The following is a 17,147-nucleotide window of genomic DNA, read 5'->3' on the forward strand; positions in this document are numbered from 1 at the left end:
AAAAATAATTAACCGAAGATCCAATTTTTCTTAAAAACCTGAACCCTGTTACGAAGCACAAGCGGGACGCTTGCGCTAGATGGAGATAAACCAGCGAATTAAATACAAGTTTCCTTCCAAAAAATATCCAGCCCGGATTTTGCTTTTAATCTTCAAAAGGAAAATCTCTCATATGGCCCATATTTAAGATATAGTCGATTAATGTTTCCTTAACGTTTAAAACCCAGGTGCCTTCAGGCCGTTCTACCGCACCGTACTTTTTTAATAAAAAGCGTTTAACCTCAACATCTATCGGGTTTTTGTTAATCAGGTCTATAAAAAAATCATTCCGGTCGTGCTCACTAATGCCTGAAATGGCACAATATTTTTCATCTTTCAGGAGTATTAAGAAGGCAAGATCAATGTGGAGAATTAACGTACGAAAATAAATACCCATTAATTAACTGAAATTGTTTTCTTTATCCAACCTGTAAATATAGAAACCCTGGTCCAGTTCGACACCTCTCCATAGTACCCGTTTTTCCGAAAGTTTTCCATATCACTTTCTGTTGAATGCAATATGCCAACCAGTTCCGGTTTTCCATTCACCATTCTGAAAAGTCCGCCACCGCTATCGCCTCCGGCAGGTGTATATTCGAATGCTATTGGTTTATCAGACCCCATTTTGCTTACCGACGGATTGTCCGGACTATCGAAATCCAATTGCAGAAGCGAAGGTTTTCCGTTAATTTCCATCCCGGAAAACTTATCGACAACATTTTTACCGGCCGATTTTACACCGTGTATCTCGTTTTTAAGCGACCCTTTTGCACTTACGATTCCGGAAACGCCGAAGCCAACACCGGTTACCTGGGAACCAAGCTCATCAAATTTTGTATTTAATGCTGGAAAATCTACATCAGGCACCGCTTTTTCCAATTCCAGCAGCATTAAATCTGTACCCGAAGCCACGCCCTGCAAACCGGCATCAGGGTGAACGGTAATTTTTTTAACCTGATATGTATTTCCGTTAAAATCGAAAGCGAAATCAGCTGGTTCAAGCTGATCTATTTTTCTTTTTTTGGTAAACATTTGATTTGCCGTCATAAGCACATGAGCCGCTGAAAGTACATAACGCGATGAAATTAAAACACCTGAACCAATTGATTTTCCGTTTTCTATTGCTTTTCCGACACAATTAAACTGTTTAGCTGAGGCAAGTTCTTTCAGGCCGGCCGGGTCTGCATCATGCCTTGATATACCGCAGCAAAACAGGCAAAAGGAAAATACCGCAAGGGTGTTGAAGATTTTATTTGTTTTCATAGCATTTAGTTTGAGCTTGTTGCTTTCGTTTCCCTTCCTTTAATACCTTTACTGCCGCCGCTATAGCGGAATGCTTTAGCATGGAAAAGATAACTCATCGATAACCCTATGGAGCGCATCGGCTGTACCAGCGAAACCGTATTATACATTACCGGAGATATACCTGAAGATTTTGAATTATTTGAAGTATTAAAAGCATCATATATGGAACCCGTTACCGTTAGTGATTTTTTCAGGAAAGTTCGGGAAAGTGTAAGCGAAAGTGCCGGCGCTTGTTGCCGCTTAATTTCAAAAGGGAAAAAGTTCTTATTTCGATAAGACATGGAAAGATTAAAATTTACGAATTTGGGGTTTGTTTGCACAACCGTAATCGTCGGTGCGACAAAAAAACCCGAATTTTCGATGTAATAGCCTTGCTCCGTTGTATTGGAGGCATAATAGCCCGCTACAGCGGTGCAGGTAAAGCTTAAACGCTTGCTAACATCGAGGTTTAATGATGGACGGAAAGATAAAATCGATTCGTTGGCAACATTAATTTTATTGCGCTGAATACTACCGTCAGCACCAAACAAATAAGGCCCGAAAGCTATCAGTCCTTCCGTTTGTTCATAATTTAAAGCATTGGTCAGCTCAAAATCATCTCCGGATAAATTGTGAGTTAAACTTACATTCCAGTTTATTTGTTGTCCGACATTTTGCGAACCGCTTGAGGTAATACCTGATGTTTGTCTTCGTTGATTTTCATTAAGATCATCACTTCCGGGCAGTATGGTTTGGCGGCTGGCGATAAGTGAAAAAGTTCCGCTGTTCTTTGTGGGAACATATATATTCAAACCAGGTAAATACTGCAGCTTATTCCCCATTCTGTTTCCGTTTAAAACGGATGCGTTTAAATCCAGCCTGTTGGTAAGCGTAAGCGTAAAATAGCGGAACGGGTATTTAAACCTTGAATAAACGGTATAAAAAGACTGGTTATAAGTGAGTTCCCCGTTAACAGCAGCAGATTGAAGATTTGATAGTTCAAATGTGTTCCTGTTATCATTATGCTGGAAAAGTCCGCCGATTTCAAACGAAGCTTTAGCCACCTTAAAATCATGCCCGATTAGAAAATTAAAATCCTGTACCCTGTTCTCTGATTTATTTGATAAGACACCGTTTATCTGGTTTTCGAGATTTAAATCAATCAGCGTGCTGCTAAAATTATGGGTTGCCCTGAAAAACAGATTAGACTCTTTAGACAATTTGATGTTTAAGTTTGCAAAATTCGTAGTGGTCAGTGGTCGGAACAGGGAGTTGAGGTACTCTTCCGAAGATACGCCGTTAGCCTGTTTAATAGCGGAGCCTACATGCTGCGATGCCCTGATGTTGTTATAGGAAAGGGAGTAATTAATCTGAACTTTATTGCTCATATCATAGTTTGCCGAAAGCGTGCCAATTTTAGGTACGGTACCCGTCCTGCCCTGCATTATGCGTGAATAAACCGGTTCGCCGCCCGGAAGTTTTGCCCAGTAAGATGCAGAAGAAATATCATAACCGGCACTATAGCTGTTTAGCATCAGGTTTACAAAAAAACGCTTCCCGGTAAGGTATAGTGTAGAAAAGGCGCCAAAATTTCGTTGTGTAAAACTATTATTTGCACTAAGCATACCTCCAAGTATGGTTTCAGGTTTTTTCTTGGTTACAATATTCAATGCCACCTGGTTGGGCTTTAACCCGGAAGTGAGGGATGAATTTTTAATAATTTCTACCCTGTCGATTGTTTCCAAAGGCAAATTCTCCACTGCAGTATATACTATCCGGGAGCCATTGATGTAAAAAACCGGATCAAAAGAACCGTCTATTTTATAGTTATTTTCAATTTTGGAAATACTGGGAATCATGGCCAGGAGGTTTTTACCGATTGGCAAATCCGGCACCTTAAAATCTGAAGCTTTATACGAAATCTTTTCAGCCGTATAGATGGTTGATCTGCCGGCAGAGACTTTAACTTCAGAGAGTTGGTTTACAATATAGTTGGCAACACAAATGATGGACTCTTTAGGATTATTTGCGTTTAATGTAAATGTGGTGTCAATCCGCAAAACGGATGATGCAGATTTTAAGGTAACTGATCCGGTTGCCTGGGGAATAGTGGCTAAAGTTTCACCTTTGGCATCGGAAAGAAGCGCAATAGATTTTGTCGTATCTTTTCCAAAAAAAAGTGATAAGCCAAAATAAGATAATGCTGTTTTTTTATCCGGTTGCAGCAATTGTATCCGTAAAGTTTTTTGCACAACTGCCTGAGCCCTTACATCAGCGCAATGCATAATTACTGCGATATTCAGGAAAACCACGATTACAGACAGGTATCTAAATTGCATCTTGTTTTATTATTATAGGTGAGCTTACTATGATATAGTAAAAACAAGCGATGGTGAGCCCGATATTGAGTATAAGATGCTGGGTCCAGCTCAGGGCAGAAATTATTCCTCCGCAGCTGCAGGGCACATATGGGCTGTACAATAAAATCATGATGATATAAACGGTAAACAGCAGCAGCAAACCACCGGAGGCCGCTAAACTGTTTCGATTGGTTTTTTCGATAAGTAACCCCAGGCTGATGATGAACTCAACAGCAATTACCATATAGGCTATCGCTGATGCGAAAACCCGGGGAATTAATGGCGATTTTTCCAGTTCATTCAAAAAATTATCATAATCCGTTACCTTATTTACTGCGGTATAAAGAAACAGCACGAAAAGGATATAGGTCAGGATGACCCTGAATGTGTTTTGAGCGATTAAATTCATATGTTTTTAGGTAAAATTATATTTAAGAATATGTCCGTCGAGCAGTAAAACAATCATTCCTTTGTCGGAAAGTATAAATGAACCGGGTATAGAACTTGTTCCTTTTGGCATGCTGAACCGCATGCTGTGCGAATAGTTAAAGCCTTTTTTCAAATCATATGTATCGATAACAAGGGTATCGAACGAGGAAACGCCCTTATCGTTGTCTGCAAATATTCCTGAATAAATATATAACTGGTCTTCCTTCACAAATACAGCACGGTTGGCGAAAGTCGGTTGGGTTTTATAAGTCGTTCTGCCATCTTTCAGATCAATAACTTCCGGTGATTTTTTAACAGTATCTATGGTATGATAAACCTTTGTAGGCTTCAGGTGCGCATCCAGTGCCCGCACTTCGTTCCTGTACATACATACGTAGATAAAGCCATCTTTATATGGTTGAATAATGCCGTCGTCGGCCATCGTTATGCCATTTGAAAAAAGCGCACGATTCGAAAACGCATGTCCATCTCTGCCGGCCACGTTCACCGAAAAATTACTTTTTTTGGGAATAAGGCTTTTGTATAAAATATCACCATCCTTAATTACACTTGGTGTAATTGCAGCACTTACAAAAGAAAGGGAATCAATCGGTTTTCCGGCTTCAGATAACCGATACCTCCGGCACATCAGCGCTTTACTGTCAAAATTATACAGCGTATCATTTGAAATATAGTATTGTTCGTGCTGATTTTGAAGTATCCTGGCATTGTCAACCGCTACAAGCTCAAGGCTATCGGCCTGCTTACTTATCCGCTGAAAGCGGTTGGTACCCTTTTCAAAAACATAATAACCCTTATGGTCTTCCCCACCAAATTTTATAAAACTCCAGAACGGCCTTTTTACATCAGATAAAGTATAGGAAATGTTTTTATAGTTTCGTGTAAAGCCGCCATTTTGGAAGAAATCTGTTTTGGTACGGCTACCCTGATATAAGAATACGGCAATTATTGCCAGGAGGGTTAAAAAGTATACCCAGATGTATTTTCTTTTCATTTGTAAAAGCGTTTATAATTACCTTAAAAATCCTGTGTATAAACCAAGCGCCCCGGATAGATATGGGTATTGCCGTTACCATCTGTCGAAATCGTACAGATTCCGTCGCCAGGTTCACACGATACCGTCCCTGAATTTTTAGCTTTTGCCCTTTCAGAAAGAATTGAGCAAAATACAATCAGGGCTATCATCATTATATTAAATAATTTTCTGTTCATGTCATTTAAATTAGGGTAAATAAAAAAGACAGCGAACCTGATGTCCGCCGTCTTTTCTTGATGATTAGTTAGATGCAGGATACACTAACACACCAGCTTTGGCAAGATGATCTCCATCTGGCCCTGTTACTACATAGCATACATTTTCTGCGGCAAGACAACTTGCTGCTGCTGCTTTTGCTTTGGCTCTGATGCCAAATGCACCTACAATAACTGTTACTGCGAGTGCGATTTTGATGATGTTTTGTTTCATGTTGTTTAATTTAAATGGTTGATTAATAAATTAAAGTTATACACGAACACGCACCCTGATTATTTTATTATATGAATCGCAGTTAATATTATATTAATCCCGTAATTTAGCGTATGAGTTTGGAATTTAGATTCCGGATGCTATTGTTTTAAGAGCTAAATCTCGTATATTGGATTCATTAAAACGCTCAGTGATGAAATTATTCAGTATCGTCATAGACGATGAACCACATGCGGCTAACGAGCTTGAAACGCTTCTTGAGCGTACACCTGGTATCGAAAACCTGCAAAGCTTTAACGACGTAGAATCAGCAATTACTTTCCTCAATACCAGGGGCAAAATAGACGTTATTTTTTCTGACATTATGATGCCCGGAATTAACGGGATAGTTGCGGCAGAACTTTTTCGCAGCCACTGTGATTTTCTGATATTTGTTACGGCCCATCGCGACTTTGCCCTTCAGGCCTTTGATGCCATGGCAGCCGGCTACCTTATGAAACCTTTAAGGCAGGAAGCATTACTAAAGCAAATCGCCGAAATATCGCGAAAAAGAATTAAGCCATCAGAACCGGCAGCGAAAGAAGGGGAATTTATAATGATAAAGGGCAGCAATAAAAATAGCTTTACAAAGGTGGTATTTAAAGACATTATTTATATCGAAGCCATGCTGAACTATGTAAAAATTACAACGGTTAGGGGAAGCGAACTTACTTATATAGGACTTAAGAGCATTGAAGAATCCTTAAATGGAAAAAAGAATTTCCTGAGAATATCCAGGTCTGTAATTATTTCGCTCGATCACCTGGATCGGGTTGATGGCAATACCGTTAGAATGGGAGACAAAACTAATTTTACGGTAGGTGAAAGTTACAGGAACGCTTTTTACGCGTTCCTGCGCAGCCAGGCTGTAAATCCTTAATTACCCGACATTACGGTGTAATCTGTTACCGTTACGGTGGTGAGTGTGGTAATGGTCGGATCAGAGTTAAGGCACGAACGTGAACCTTTTTTTAAAAATACAAATACGATTTTCTTTTTGAGTTTTGGAATGTTTGTTTGGTTATTCATAGCGTTTTTTTTAGTTCTTACTTCAATGATAAGTGCAAATCTTACCATTGCAACTTTTATTATAGCAACATGCCCAACTACTATATAAACCCTTCATTTAAGCGTTTTAATGCCTTAAAGATTCACGCACTTTGCTGGTCTGTTTATGTGTTTTACGAGGTTATTGTGGCGGGTATAATAACTGGTCATTTCAGCAATCCCGTTTATTACTTATTGTACTATACGCTTAATATATCCTTGTTTTACGCGCATGAACGATTGGTGCTTCAACCCTCCCTCGGGAAGCCGGGCAGTACATGGAAACTTCCGTTTTTCCTGGTATTTGAACTTGTTATTTACCTGGCGCTGAGTATAATGATAGCCCTGGTGCTGGAAACCCTAAAAATAAGGCGTTTGCCGACTGTATTTAACGGCGCCTTTTTTATTGCTTCTTTATACAGGGCTTTCTTGTTTATGATTTTTTCAACCGGATATTATTTTCTTACAACTTATATTTTGCGTAAGAATGCAGAGTTGAAGGGATTTCTCGAAAACGAACAACTGCGTGCCGAACTGGTTACCTTGCAGCGGGATTTTTTACGGTCACAAATCAACCCGCATTTACTTTTCAATACACTTAGTTTTATTAAAAATTCATCAATCCGAAATCCTGCCGAGGCCGAAGAAGCCATTTTAATATTATCTGAAATTATGAGTTTTGCGATGGAGCGGGATGTTGAAGGTTGTGTTTCTTTATCAAAGGAATTAAAACAGGTCGAAAATATTATACAACTCAACCAGCTCCGTTATGCACATCGTTTAAATATTGCGCTGCACGTTAATCTCCATCAGGATTTTGTTTTAACTGTTTCGATTGTACTGCTTACGCTTACTGAAAATATATTCAAACATGGCAATCTGCTTGATCCGGCTTTTCCTGCCGTTATAGAAGTTACAAGTACGTCAGAAAAAATCAGATACTTTACCCGCAACCTAATCGGCAACCAGATGAAGGAACACAGCAATAAAGAAGGCACCGGTTTATCGAATTTAAAACAACGGTTAGACATTCAATTCCGTGAAAATTATTTTTTTAAAATAGATAAAAACGGCTCCTTTTTTGAGATTGTAATCGAATTCCCGATACAAAATCAGCTTGAATATGTTAATTTAAAAGATTAAAGTAAATCGGTAAGCGTTATTTCCGACTTAAAAAATAAAGTCTGTACCCTAAATCTAATTGTCCATATATTTCAAAACCAAATTTTTTATACCAGGGCAGGTTGGCTGGTGTTGATGTTTCCAGGTATAATGGTAATTGTTTTTTTGCTGTCCATTCAATAATTTCCTGCAATAGTTTACTGCCAATTCCGGCATGCTGCAAGGCAGGTTTAACGCCAATAAACCACAGGTAAGCCATTTCTCCTTTGGGTTGGATTTCTTTTATTTTTCCTTCGCGCTTTATTACCTTAAAAATGCCGCCTATACCAACCGCTTTAAATATAAGCTTGATATCGAGCCATAAGGTCGATAATGATCCTTTTTTCAAATGCGGGTACATTACTAAGGCGCAGGCTTTTCTGTCATCAGATAATAATACTTCTCCAAATTTAAAACAACTATCAAATGCATATGCCATCAGCGCGGCTATACGTTTTACCGCTTTACCATCTTGCTTTATGGTATAAGCAATGCTTTGGTTTTCTTTAAATGACGCGGCCAGTAAATTTGTTACCAAAACCCTGTCTTTATATGTTGCTTTAATCAACTTAATCGCATTTATGACCTAAGAAATTATTGTATAACAACCATTTCGAAAGTCTGTTTATTGTTCATATGCGGTATGCATTTGCATAAATATCCGTAATTAAAACATTTTCAATGTATTAAAAAAATCTTCCTACCGATAGAGAAATAAAAAATATTTTTTATATATCTAAATTAAAAATTTTATAACCGATTGATATCTAAAGATAAAAATGCACCTTTGCGACTTTTAAATGATGTTTTTTTATTAAAAGCCACTCGATGAAGGGTTATTACCATGAAGCAACTTCCATTGCAAATGCATCTCCAGGTTTACACAATGTGACGACCTGCGGCATTACTTGTAAAGTACCTGCCGTTTCGCCCGCTCAATCCAGTACTTTGTGGCAACAAATTAAGAATTTTTCAACGCATATATTCGATACTAAAGACTGGCCACCGCGATGGTATTGTGGAAGTTGGTCTGATTTTCATGGCTGGCTGTACATCCTATCCGACGTTTTAATTTGGGCTTCCTACTTCGCTATTCCTGTAATATTGATTATTATGCTGCGCAAACGACCGGATCTGCCATTTCCGAAAATTGTTTGGCTGTTTGTCGGATTTATCGTTTTATGTGGATTAACACACTTAATTGATGCAATAATTTTCTGGTGGCCGGCTTACCGTTTGAGTGCAGTCATCCGATTTTTAACTGCTTTAGTTTCCGCAATTACAGTTTATGCACTTTATAAAATCGTACCGTCGGTACTCTCCCTCCGCTCTGTAGAGGAACTCGAACGTGAGATAGAAAGCAGAAAGTTAGTAGAAGAAAAGTTGGCCGCAAATGAATTCCTTTTATTAGAGGCCGGCCGGCTTGGGAAAGTCGGTGGCTGGGAATTCGATATTAAATCGCAGAAAGTTTCCTGGTCGAAAGTAGTTTACGACATCCACGGGCTTCCACACGACCATAACCTTGAATTGGATGGCGCTTATAGTTATTATACACCACCATTCAAAAACAGCATCAAAACCGCCGTTGAAGAATGTTTAAACAACGGAACAAGCTATGATCTCGAACTCCAGATACAAACGGCCGGCGGTGCAGTAATATGGGTTAGAACATGCGGCGAAGCATTTTATGATGAAGAGGGAAATATTGCTAAACTGAGGGGCGTATTAATGGATATTGATAAATATAAAATCAATGAAGTTTCCCTGTATAAGTCGATAGAAATGGTTAACCAGAATAACAAACAGTTAAAAGGCTTTACACATATACTTTCACACAATATCCGAAATCATGCAAGTAATTTTGCGCTGTTAACCAGCATGATAGACACTTCAGAATTAAGCAATCATAATGCTGAACACATGGAGAAGCTGCGTATTGTTTCCGGCGGACTGAACAAAACGCTCGACGATCTTAAAGACGCGATTAAAATCAGGGAAAGTATAATCGCTGCAGAAGCGCTTTCGATAGCGGAAATCACGAATAATGTTGTGGCGATTATGCAATCAGAAATTTTGGAAAGTCGTGCAACGATAGAAAAAGACTTTGCCGAACAAACAATTTTGTTTCCGAAATTATATCTGGAGAGTATTATAATGAATCTGATATCAAACGCCATTAAGTATAAAAAGGCAGATGAAGATTTGAAAATTAGTTTGAAAACGTACAAAAATATCAACGGACAAATCGTACTGGAATGCCAGGACAATGGCCTGGGCATTGACCTCCAATTGCATGGGCAAAAGATTTTCGGACTATATAAAACATTTCATAATCACAAGAATGCACATGGCGTAGGCTTATTCCTTGTTAAAACACAAGTGGAGTCGCAAGGGGGCATAATTTCTGTTGAAAGCACTGAAGGCAATGGTGCAACTTTCAGAATTAATTTTAATTAATTCACTTTATAGTTAAATTTAAATAATGGGGAAAATAAAAACGGCTTGCGTAATTGATGATGATGAAATTTATTCATATTCAGTCGATTGGATTATAAAAACAAATGAACTTGCAGAAAAAATTTTGTTTTTTTCTAACGGAAAACTTGCCATAGACTTTTTTATAGAAAACCTTAACCATCCCGAAAATTTGCCCGACGTCGTGTTACTTGACATTAACATGCCGGTGTTAGACGGGTGGCAATTTATGGATGAATATGTAAAGCTAAAAACAGCGATTGATAAGAAAATCATTTTTTATATGGTAAGTTCTACCATTGATGAAGATGATTACACGAAATCGCGGATGTATACCGAAATTGTAGACTTCATTGTTAAACCCATTACAATTTCTGCACTTACGGATATAGCCGATAAATTTGAGTAGTTATCAGCCTGTTTTATTATTTTAAGTAGGATGCTATATTCCTCAAATGCTTTATATATGCCTGTAAGGACGTGCATTTAACCCGTTAAATTATTGTCAACACTTTATCTCCTACTCGATTGTAATCCAAACATTTAACCTGAATTTCAATTCCATAATTAATTCGTTATTTTTGATTAATGTTTTTTGATTTTAGCTTCAAAAGTTCGGTTTTATTCGTCTTTTTCTTTCATGGCTTCGTATTTTCTATTTTACTCCTTATAAAAGGGCTGCAGTCAGGAAACAAATCAAGTATATGGCTAAGTGCCGCCGTTTTCCTCAGTGTATTATACATTCTTCCGTTTATGTGCGGTTATGGGGGCTGGTATGCCAGATTACCCTATCGTGATGTTTTATACTATGTACCTTTTCAACAGTTATTCTTAATTCCGCCCGTACTGTATATTTACACAAAAAGTTTGCTCGATAAATCGTTTGTACTTACCCCTAAAGAGTATATACATTTTATTCCAGCTGCTATCTACCTGGTTTATTCATTTATCATATTTTATACCGACAAAATTATAATTAAAGATTATTACTACTATCAGGATGGGAAAGACAAAGACTTTTCGGCATGGTACCAGATAAGTGGCTTTATCAGCCTGTTTTATTATTTATTACTCAGTTTGAAGGTTTACAATAAGTATAAAAGCCTGAGTTATCAGATGGTAAGTTTTGCAGATGCCATTCGCTTCAACTGGATAAAAAGATTCTTATTTGCTTTTTTATTGTTGTTGGGCTTAAGGGCTTTATTTTTTATACTTAATCCGGAATGGGATAAGTTTGGCAGTAAATTCTGGTATTACCTCTGTGTTGCGGTACTTTTTTATTACATCTCCATCAGCGGTTATGTTACACATTTAAAAAGTGTGATTCCTTTAAATACCGCAAGCATTTTTTTACAGGATGATGCAGACAAAAATGAAGTGCCAACAGAAGATATTAATAAAAATCAGGAACCAGAAACCGTAGACCTTGAGCTTAAAGATTTTCAACAATTAAAAGTGCAGATAGAACAGGTAATGACAACCGATAAAGTTTTCAAGAATCCCGAGTTAACCTTACTTGATGTTTCACACCGCATAAATGTGACAACGAAGCGCGTATCTCAGGTTATCAACCAGGGATTTGGAATGAATTTTAATGATTTTGTAAACCATTACCGCACATTAGAAGTAATTGAGCTGCTCCATACCGATAGATTAGTCCACTTTACCTTACTGGGCATAGCATTAGAATGTGGATTTAACTCAAAATCGACCTTTAACCGGGCTTTTAAAAAGCAAACCAGACTCACCCCAAAGGCATATCTTGAAAAAATTAATTTAAAAAACGGTGCCAAATCATGATTTGAAGCGACCAGCAGCTAAGGAAAATGGAATTTTGATATTCAAAAAACTTAACATGAAATTAAAATTTATTTTTCTAATCGTATTTTCAATTTATTCGACCTGGGTAAATGCGCAAATTGAACTATCAAAAGATGAAATCAAAAAAATTGATGCGATAGCTTTACAGGATGTGGTTAAAGGAGGCCCCGGTATCGCCACGGGAATTGTTAAAGACGGCATAATTATCTACGAGAAATATGCCGGGTATGCCGATTTGAAAGACAGTACCCGTATAACAGCTAAATCAAGGTTTAATATTGCGTCAAATGCCAAGCAGTTTACTGCATTGGCCATTTTAATATTGGCTGAACAAAAGAAATTAAACCTTCAAGATGACATCAGAATCTATTTTCCAAAACTTTACCCTGATGTTAAATCTAAAATCAAAATAGAAAACCTGCTTAACCATAGCAGCGGTATCCGCGATGTTTACGACTTATGGTCGCTAACAGGCATTACCTGGTGGAAACAAACATTTAACAATACCGATGCAATTACACTGCTTTCCAAACAGCAGGATTTAAACTTTGAACCCGGAAGCCAATATTTATACAGCAATTCCAATTACATCATTTTAGCAGGCCTGGTTGAAAAGGTTTCAGGCCAAAGCTTTATAAGTTATACCTATCAATTATTTAAACAGCTTGGTATGCCCGATACAGGCTTCATCGATGACTATACTAAAATTAAAGGACCTGTGGCAAACCCTTACTTTAATTTTGATACCTGGACAGGCTATAACTGGATATGTAATATAAATGGCGATGGAAACCTTTTTACTACGCTTTCCGATCAATTACAATGGGAGAAAATACTGCAGGAGAAACATTCCGCTTACCTCTCCACAGGACTCTTAGCCAAAACCCAAATACGTATTCCCGGTTCTCGCATTAATGAATATGGATTTGGCCTCGAGTTCGGGGAATATAACGGAATGGCCTATCGTTTTCATGAAGGTTCTACAGGTGCATGGAAAGCCACCACGTTGCGCTTTGCTAAACCTAACCTCACCATTGTAACACTAACGAATAGCGGAAAAACCATTCCCGCAATGCAAAGCAGGGAAGTTGCAGCTGTTTTATTAAAAATCAAACCCGAAAAACCAGATTATCTTATAAAGCCTCCCGGCATTGGGTCTTTCATCAATATCGCAGATATACCAGGAAGCTATCAAACTGAAAATGGTTATACCTTTCGCTTTGAATTGCGTGATTCAGTACTTTTTTTAATCCGGTCCGGAAGAAATGACATCAGACTGGAAAGGGAATCTGCCAATGTTTTCCACCAGTGGAACGATACAGCCTTTAAGCAGGAGTTTAAGCTAAACAGTAAAAAAGAAATGGAAATAACGGCTTATTACACCAGCCATGCACCATATACTTTGAAAAGGGCAAATTCAGACTGGAGCGGGTTTGACTTCAATAAACTGAACGGAAGTTTCTTAAATAAAGAAACAGGCTCGGTAATTAGCTTTCGGTATCAAAACAACAAAACATATGAAGTAAAAATAGCCGGTGATGCTGAAAGTTGTGAACTGATTACACCAGAAAACCTAATCGCTAACGGTTATGCCATCCAAATTTTAAAAGACAAAAACGGTTATCTGAACGAAATTCAACTTAATGGTAATCGTATCAAGAACGTTCGTTTTAACCGTGTAAAATGATATGGGATTTTGACAGCTTTTCAGCTCAGGCTGGAATCAAATAAAGTTAAAATCTTTGTAATTATCGTAGATTAAGCTTAAAAGATCTCTCCCTGTCTTCCGCAGGCACAATCTCATTAAGTTAAAAAAAAATGCTGTCAGTCTGAGCCTGTCGAAGACCTTTTTATCATCGATAACAAAAAAATATTTGTCCTTCGACAAGCCCAGGATGGCAATTATTTTTTTGTTATCTCCTTAACTTTTTCGTATTGTCCGCAGGCAAGCATTTCGTCATTTCGACCGTAGCGGAGAACACGATGCTCTACGAAGCAAAATCTTTGGAATTGTATTTCCTACACAGCAAGCAGGCGTTACGCTGCGCTTCCCCTATCTGGCTCAAGCGTCTCGCTTGTGACTAATAACATATTCGAAAAACTAATTATTAGTCGAATTTCAATTAGTGTTTAAAACTGAACACTATGACTATGTAAACACAAGCGGATCACTTGCGCTAGATTGGCTGGTTGGTGGGGCACGAACCAGTAGAACAATCGAAATGAAAGCAAGGTCGTCTTTCCGGCGCAGACGGGAATTTAATGTCATTAAGTTAAGAATCGTGAGTAGCTTGTTGAAGACCTTTTAATTATCGGTTGGTGTCTCACGGCCGAAACCCGACTTGGCTGAATGGTAGGAAGCCAATTAATGGATAATCTTAATCCCGCGGCAGCATCTAATCAGAAACTTTTCGAGTTTACATAGGCTTCCAACATATCTCTGTAACCCTGCCCTACCGGAATCGGTTTTCCTGTAATCGTAACACTCATTCTTTGGGCCGATTGAATCTTATCAACCGCTATGATAAATGATTTATGCACCCTTAAAAATTTCTGACTGCCCAGTTTTTTCTGTATATCCGCCAATCCCATACGGGTTACCACAACATTGCCATCTTCAAGATTAATTTTAACATAATCTTTAAGCCCTTCAATATAGGCAATATGGCTCCTTATAATTTTTACCTGCGCATAATTAGAACTTACAAAAAAATAGTCTTGCTCTGTATGAGGAAGCACATTTATTCTTGAATTATACAGCGCTTTCGCTTTTTCAGCTGCCCGGAGAAACCTCGAAAAAGGCACCGGCTTTACAAGATAGTCTACTACATCTAGATCAAAACTTTCGAGTGCATATTGCTCATAAGCCGTAACAATTATCACAATCGGCTTAAGGGGAATCAGCTTTAAAAAATCAAGTCCGTTTATCAACGGCATGTGGATATCTGTAAAAAGCAGGTCTATTTTTTGTTCGTTCAGGCAATTTAAGGCCTCTAACGGATTTCTGCAAAGTGCGCTAACCTTAAGAAAAGGTATTTTGTTTACGTTATCTTCTAGCAGTTCAAGAGCAGGTTTTTCATCATCCAGCAATAAACAATTCATCATCATAGTTTGAGTTCAAGTCTTGCCAAAAATGTATTTTCATGAGCGGTAACTTCAAATTCATGACTTTTTGGGTAAAGCAATTGAAGTCTTCTTTTTAAATTTGGGAGACCTATCCCGGATTCCTTTATGGCATTGCTTCCATGTGATGAAACAAAATTCATAACACTCATTTCAAAAATACGGGTTTCTCCGTCAATTTTTACATCGATATCAATAAACTGATTTTCATTATCCATTCCGATACCATGTTTAAATGCATTCTCAACCAGTGGTATAAGTAACATGGGTTGAATTGCAAAAGCGCTGAAATTACCTTCCAGTTTAAACTTGATGTTCAGATCGGAACCAAATCTCAGCATTTGCAGTGCGATGTAACCCTGCAGATACTCTATTTCATCGGCCAGACTTATTGTCTTGTTATTCGTAGTATTGAGCATGTAACGCAATAAGCCAGAGAGGTTAATTAATGCTGGTTCCAGCTCATCACTTTTTTTTCTCGCCATTCCAACTAATGTGTTGAGCACATTGAACATGAAATGCGGGCTCACCTGGGAGGACAGAAAATCCAGTTCGGTTTTGAGGTAAATGTTTTCCTTTTCTTTGTTAAGCTGCTCCAACCTCACATTTTCCATATAACTGCTGTAGGCGAAACCAATGGCTAATACAACAAAAAACGGCACAATCATAAAAAAAAGAGGCGGACGTAAGAGCCTGCGCTGTCCCTGTTCCCCTTGTGCATAAAGGTAAACCTGAGGTTCGGACTGCACCATTACATACCTGAATAATACAAATACAAGGAAACAAGCTAATATGCCTGATAAATAGATAAACATACCCTGTTTTGAACGCCTGCGTTTAAACAGATAGTTATGGAAATAACAAATGAAAATGAGCAAAAGGTGCATCAATAGCAAATGATTGTGTGAACCACCAGGTATTTCTTTTGCAGCTGAATCATTTCCTAAAAGAGGAATGATCAATAAAAGTATCCAGATTAATGCCGGCATCAGGAAAGCAAAAAGTTCCGCAAAACGCTTACCTGGTTTTTTCCGTAGTCCGGCAGAACTAAAAATCTTTCGTTTAATCAAAGGCATATAAATCGACTCTAGCGATATACAGACAGGTATAGCGTATCGGCCTGCATCGCTGTAAATATACCTAATCCATTTTTCACATTTGTATAAGGCGTGTTAAGGCTAAGCGACGTTTCACCGCTGGCTTTCAAGGCATCGTTATATTCCTTATTAATATGAAAGAGCAATACCCTGTGTAAGCCCAGGTAATTAAAATTGGCTTGCTGGGTTTGGTAGGAGGAAGTTTGCCCTGCAAGCACTTCAACATTAAGCGCCGGACTGGTTACCCTGGAATTTATAGTCGTGGGGTAGGCTTCTATATTCTGAAAGGAAATCATATAATAGGCGCTCGACGGATTTAACCAGCTGAAGATTACCGGGGTAAATGTACCTGATGAAGAACCTAATCCCATGGTTGGAATTTGTTGCTGACTGGACGAAACACGGAAGTTTTTTGGCTTATCCGGCATAGTGGTCTCCGCACTAATCTGATAACCATCCAGATCAAAATTAAGTGTATAATTACCTGAAGCTTTAACAAATGACGGATCGCTGTACGTGTAAACGCCAGAATTGGTTTCCGTAAGCGCGACCGAATTTCCACTGCCATCCAATACCCTGGGCTTTAGCCCCGTTACCGGATAACCATAAGTGATGGTATCCTGCAAATATTTCTGATAATAAACCTTAACCTGCAAAGGCATTCCGGGAATCAGGTAAGCTTCTACCACCGGTTTGTTATAGGTTGATATTTCTTCCGTTTCTTTCTTACAGCCAATTAGCAGGATAAGGGCAAATATGATGAAGATATAGTCTGTTTTTTTCATG

18 protein-coding genes are annotated in these 17,147 nt (G+C 38.3%); 6 read left to right on the forward strand and 12 right to left on the reverse strand.

The features are described from left to right. Nucleotides 1-145: 145 nt before the first annotated feature. The 7 genes from O0931_RS06320 to O0931_RS06350 all read right to left on the reverse strand — a co-directional run bounded on the left by O0931_RS06320 (nucleotide 146) and on the right by O0931_RS06350 (nucleotide 5,598). Entirely contained in the window at nucleotides 146-436 is a 291-nt protein-coding gene (locus O0931_RS06320) for a hypothetical protein (RefSeq protein ID WP_269414715.1), read from the reverse strand. Further along, nucleotides 436-1,302 (reverse strand): trypsin-like serine protease, encoded by an 867-nt coding sequence (locus tag O0931_RS06325; protein WP_269414716.1) that lies wholly within the window; start codon nucleotides 1,300-1,302, stop codon nucleotides 436-438. Before O0931_RS06325 ends, O0931_RS06320 begins: the two co-directional genes overlap by 1 nt. A 5-nt stretch (nucleotides 1,303-1,307) precedes the next feature. Further along, nucleotides 1,308-3,662 carry an outer membrane beta-barrel protein gene (locus O0931_RS06330; protein ID WP_269414717.1) on the reverse strand — a complete coding sequence of 785 codons (2,355 nt, stop codon included), beginning with the start codon at nucleotides 3,660-3,662 and terminating at the stop codon, nucleotides 1,308-1,310. Next, entirely contained in the window at nucleotides 3,652-4,092 is a 441-nt protein-coding gene (locus O0931_RS06335; RefSeq protein ID WP_269414718.1) for a MauE/DoxX family redox-associated membrane protein, read from the reverse strand. The genes O0931_RS06330 and O0931_RS06335 overlap by 11 nt, the downstream gene beginning before the upstream one ends. Nucleotides 4,093-4,098: 6 nt before the next feature. Then, complete coding sequence (locus O0931_RS06340; protein ID WP_269414719.1) at nucleotides 4,099-5,127, reverse strand: hypothetical protein; 1,029 nt, start codon at nucleotides 5,125-5,127, stop codon at nucleotides 4,099-4,101. Nucleotides 5,128-5,150: 23 nt separating this feature from the next. Next, the gene (locus tag O0931_RS06345) at nucleotides 5,151-5,345 is read right to left on the reverse strand and encodes a hypothetical protein (RefSeq protein ID WP_269414720.1); all 195 of its coding nucleotides are present in this window, start codon (nucleotides 5,343-5,345) and stop codon (nucleotides 5,151-5,153) included. Nucleotides 5,346-5,409: 64 nt separating this feature from the next. After that, nucleotides 5,410-5,598: a hypothetical protein gene (locus O0931_RS06350; RefSeq protein WP_269414721.1), complete on the reverse strand. Its 189-nt coding sequence runs from the start codon at nucleotides 5,596-5,598 to the stop codon at nucleotides 5,410-5,412. Between the two features lie 193 nt (nucleotides 5,599-5,791). Between O0931_RS06350 and O0931_RS06355 the strand changes: the two genes are divergently transcribed. Continuing rightward, on the forward strand, nucleotides 5,792-6,517 hold the full coding sequence (locus O0931_RS06355) for a LytR/AlgR family response regulator transcription factor (RefSeq protein WP_269414723.1): 726 nt from the start codon (nucleotides 5,792-5,794) through the stop codon (nucleotides 6,515-6,517). On the opposite strand, the gene O0931_RS06360 is transcribed toward O0931_RS06355, so the two are convergent. Next, a complete protein-coding gene (locus O0931_RS06360; protein ID WP_269414725.1) occupies nucleotides 6,514-6,666 on the reverse strand; it encodes a hypothetical protein in 153 nt (50 codons plus the stop codon). The two genes, O0931_RS06355 and O0931_RS06360, sit on opposite strands and share 4 nt — an antisense overlap. Nucleotides 6,667-6,735: 69 nt before the next feature. Between O0931_RS06360 and O0931_RS06365 the strand changes: the two genes are divergently transcribed. Continuing rightward, nucleotides 6,736-7,827, forward strand: a complete 1,092-nt coding sequence (locus O0931_RS06365) for a sensor histidine kinase (RefSeq protein WP_269414726.1) — start codon at nucleotides 6,736-6,738, stop codon at nucleotides 7,825-7,827. A gap of 16 nt (nucleotides 7,828-7,843) precedes the next feature. On the opposite strand, the gene O0931_RS06370 is transcribed toward O0931_RS06365, so the two are convergent. Continuing rightward, nucleotides 7,844-8,413 carry a GNAT family N-acetyltransferase gene (locus O0931_RS06370; protein ID WP_269414727.1) on the reverse strand — a complete coding sequence of 190 codons (570 nt, stop codon included), beginning with the start codon at nucleotides 8,411-8,413 and terminating at the stop codon, nucleotides 7,844-7,846. Nucleotides 8,414-8,673: 260 nt separating this feature from the next. On the opposite strand from O0931_RS06370, the gene O0931_RS06375 reads away from it, so the two are divergent. The 4 genes from O0931_RS06375 to O0931_RS06390 all read left to right on the forward strand — a co-directional run bounded on the left by O0931_RS06375 (nucleotide 8,674) and on the right by O0931_RS06390 (nucleotide 13,828). Further along, a complete protein-coding gene (locus tag O0931_RS06375; RefSeq protein ID WP_269414728.1) occupies nucleotides 8,674-10,302 on the forward strand; it encodes a sensor histidine kinase in 1,629 nt (542 codons plus the stop codon). A 25-nt stretch (nucleotides 10,303-10,327) separates the two neighbouring features. Beyond that, entirely contained in the window at nucleotides 10,328-10,729 is a 402-nt protein-coding gene (locus tag O0931_RS06380) for a response regulator (protein ID WP_269414729.1), read from the forward strand. Between the two features lie 179 nt (nucleotides 10,730-10,908). Next, a complete protein-coding gene (locus O0931_RS06385; RefSeq protein ID WP_269414730.1) occupies nucleotides 10,909-12,120 on the forward strand; it encodes a helix-turn-helix domain-containing protein in 1,212 nt (403 codons plus the stop codon). Nucleotides 12,121-12,175: 55 nt separating this feature from the next. Then, entirely contained in the window at nucleotides 12,176-13,828 is a 1,653-nt protein-coding gene (locus tag O0931_RS06390; RefSeq protein ID WP_269414731.1) for a serine hydrolase domain-containing protein, read from the forward strand. Between the two features lie 713 nt (nucleotides 13,829-14,541). Here O0931_RS06390 and O0931_RS06395 read toward each other — a convergent pair. Genes O0931_RS06395 through O0931_RS06405 form a run of 3 tightly spaced genes read right to left on the reverse strand, consistent with a single transcriptional unit; the run spans nucleotide 14,542 to nucleotide 17,146 of the window. After that, nucleotides 14,542-15,249 (reverse strand): LytR/AlgR family response regulator transcription factor, encoded by a 708-nt coding sequence (locus O0931_RS06395; protein WP_269414732.1) that lies wholly within the window; start codon nucleotides 15,247-15,249, stop codon nucleotides 14,542-14,544. Continuing rightward, nucleotides 15,246-16,334: a sensor histidine kinase gene (locus O0931_RS06400; protein ID WP_269414733.1), complete on the reverse strand. Its 1,089-nt coding sequence runs from the start codon at nucleotides 16,332-16,334 to the stop codon at nucleotides 15,246-15,248. The genes O0931_RS06395 and O0931_RS06400 overlap by 4 nt, the downstream gene beginning before the upstream one ends. A gap of 17 nt (nucleotides 16,335-16,351) precedes the next feature. Beyond that, complete coding sequence (locus O0931_RS06405) at nucleotides 16,352-17,146, reverse strand: DUF4249 domain-containing protein (RefSeq protein ID WP_269414734.1); 795 nt, start codon at nucleotides 17,144-17,146, stop codon at nucleotides 16,352-16,354. Between the last annotated feature and the right edge of the window lies 1 nt (nucleotide 17,147).

The sequence above is a fragment of the Pedobacter rhodius genome, assembly GCF_027213645.1.
In the GTDB taxonomy this organism is placed as follows: Bacteria; Bacteroidota; Bacteroidia; order Sphingobacteriales; family Sphingobacteriaceae; genus Pedobacter; species Pedobacter rhodius.

Coding starts and splice junctions, on each gene's coding strand:
- O0931_RS06320 (WP_269414715.1), bottom strand. CDS start 436: ATGGGTATTTATTTTCGTACGTTAATTCTCCACATTGATCTTGCCTTC.
- O0931_RS06325 (WP_269414716.1), bottom strand. CDS start 1,302: ATGAAAACAAATAAAATCTTCAACACCCTTGCGGTATTTTCCTTTTGC.
- O0931_RS06330 (WP_269414717.1), bottom strand. CDS start 3,662: ATGCAATTTAGATACCTGTCTGTAATCGTGGTTTTCCTGAATATCGCA.
- O0931_RS06335 (WP_269414718.1), bottom strand. CDS start 4,092: ATGAATTTAATCGCTCAAAACACATTCAGGGTCATCCTGACCTATATC.
- O0931_RS06340 (WP_269414719.1), bottom strand. CDS start 5,127: ATGAAAAGAAAATACATCTGGGTATACTTTTTAACCCTCCTGGCAATA.
- O0931_RS06345 (WP_269414720.1), bottom strand. CDS start 5,345: ATGAACAGAAAATTATTTAATATAATGATGATAGCCCTGATTGTATTT.
- O0931_RS06350 (WP_269414721.1), bottom strand. CDS start 5,598: ATGAAACAAAACATCATCAAAATCGCACTCGCAGTAACAGTTATTGTA.
- O0931_RS06355 (WP_269414723.1), top strand. CDS start 5,792: ATGAAATTATTCAGTATCGTCATAGACGATGAACCACATGCGGCTAAC.
- O0931_RS06360 (WP_269414725.1), bottom strand. CDS start 6,666: ATGAATAACCAAACAAACATTCCAAAACTCAAAAAGAAAATCGTATTT.
- O0931_RS06365 (WP_269414726.1), top strand. CDS start 6,736: ATGCCCAACTACTATATAAACCCTTCATTTAAGCGTTTTAATGCCTTA.
- O0931_RS06375 (WP_269414728.1), top strand. CDS start 8,674: ATGAAGGGTTATTACCATGAAGCAACTTCCATTGCAAATGCATCTCCA.
- O0931_RS06380 (WP_269414729.1), top strand. CDS start 10,328: ATGGGGAAAATAAAAACGGCTTGCGTAATTGATGATGATGAAATTTAT.
- O0931_RS06385 (WP_269414730.1), top strand. CDS start 10,909: ATGTTTTTTGATTTTAGCTTCAAAAGTTCGGTTTTATTCGTCTTTTTC.
- O0931_RS06390 (WP_269414731.1), top strand. CDS start 12,176: ATGAAATTAAAATTTATTTTTCTAATCGTATTTTCAATTTATTCGACC.
- O0931_RS06395 (WP_269414732.1), bottom strand. CDS start 15,249: ATGATGATGAATTGTTTATTGCTGGATGATGAAAAACCTGCTCTTGAA.
- O0931_RS06405 (WP_269414734.1), bottom strand. CDS start 17,146: ATGAAAAAAACAGACTATATCTTCATCATATTTGCCCTTATCCTGCTA.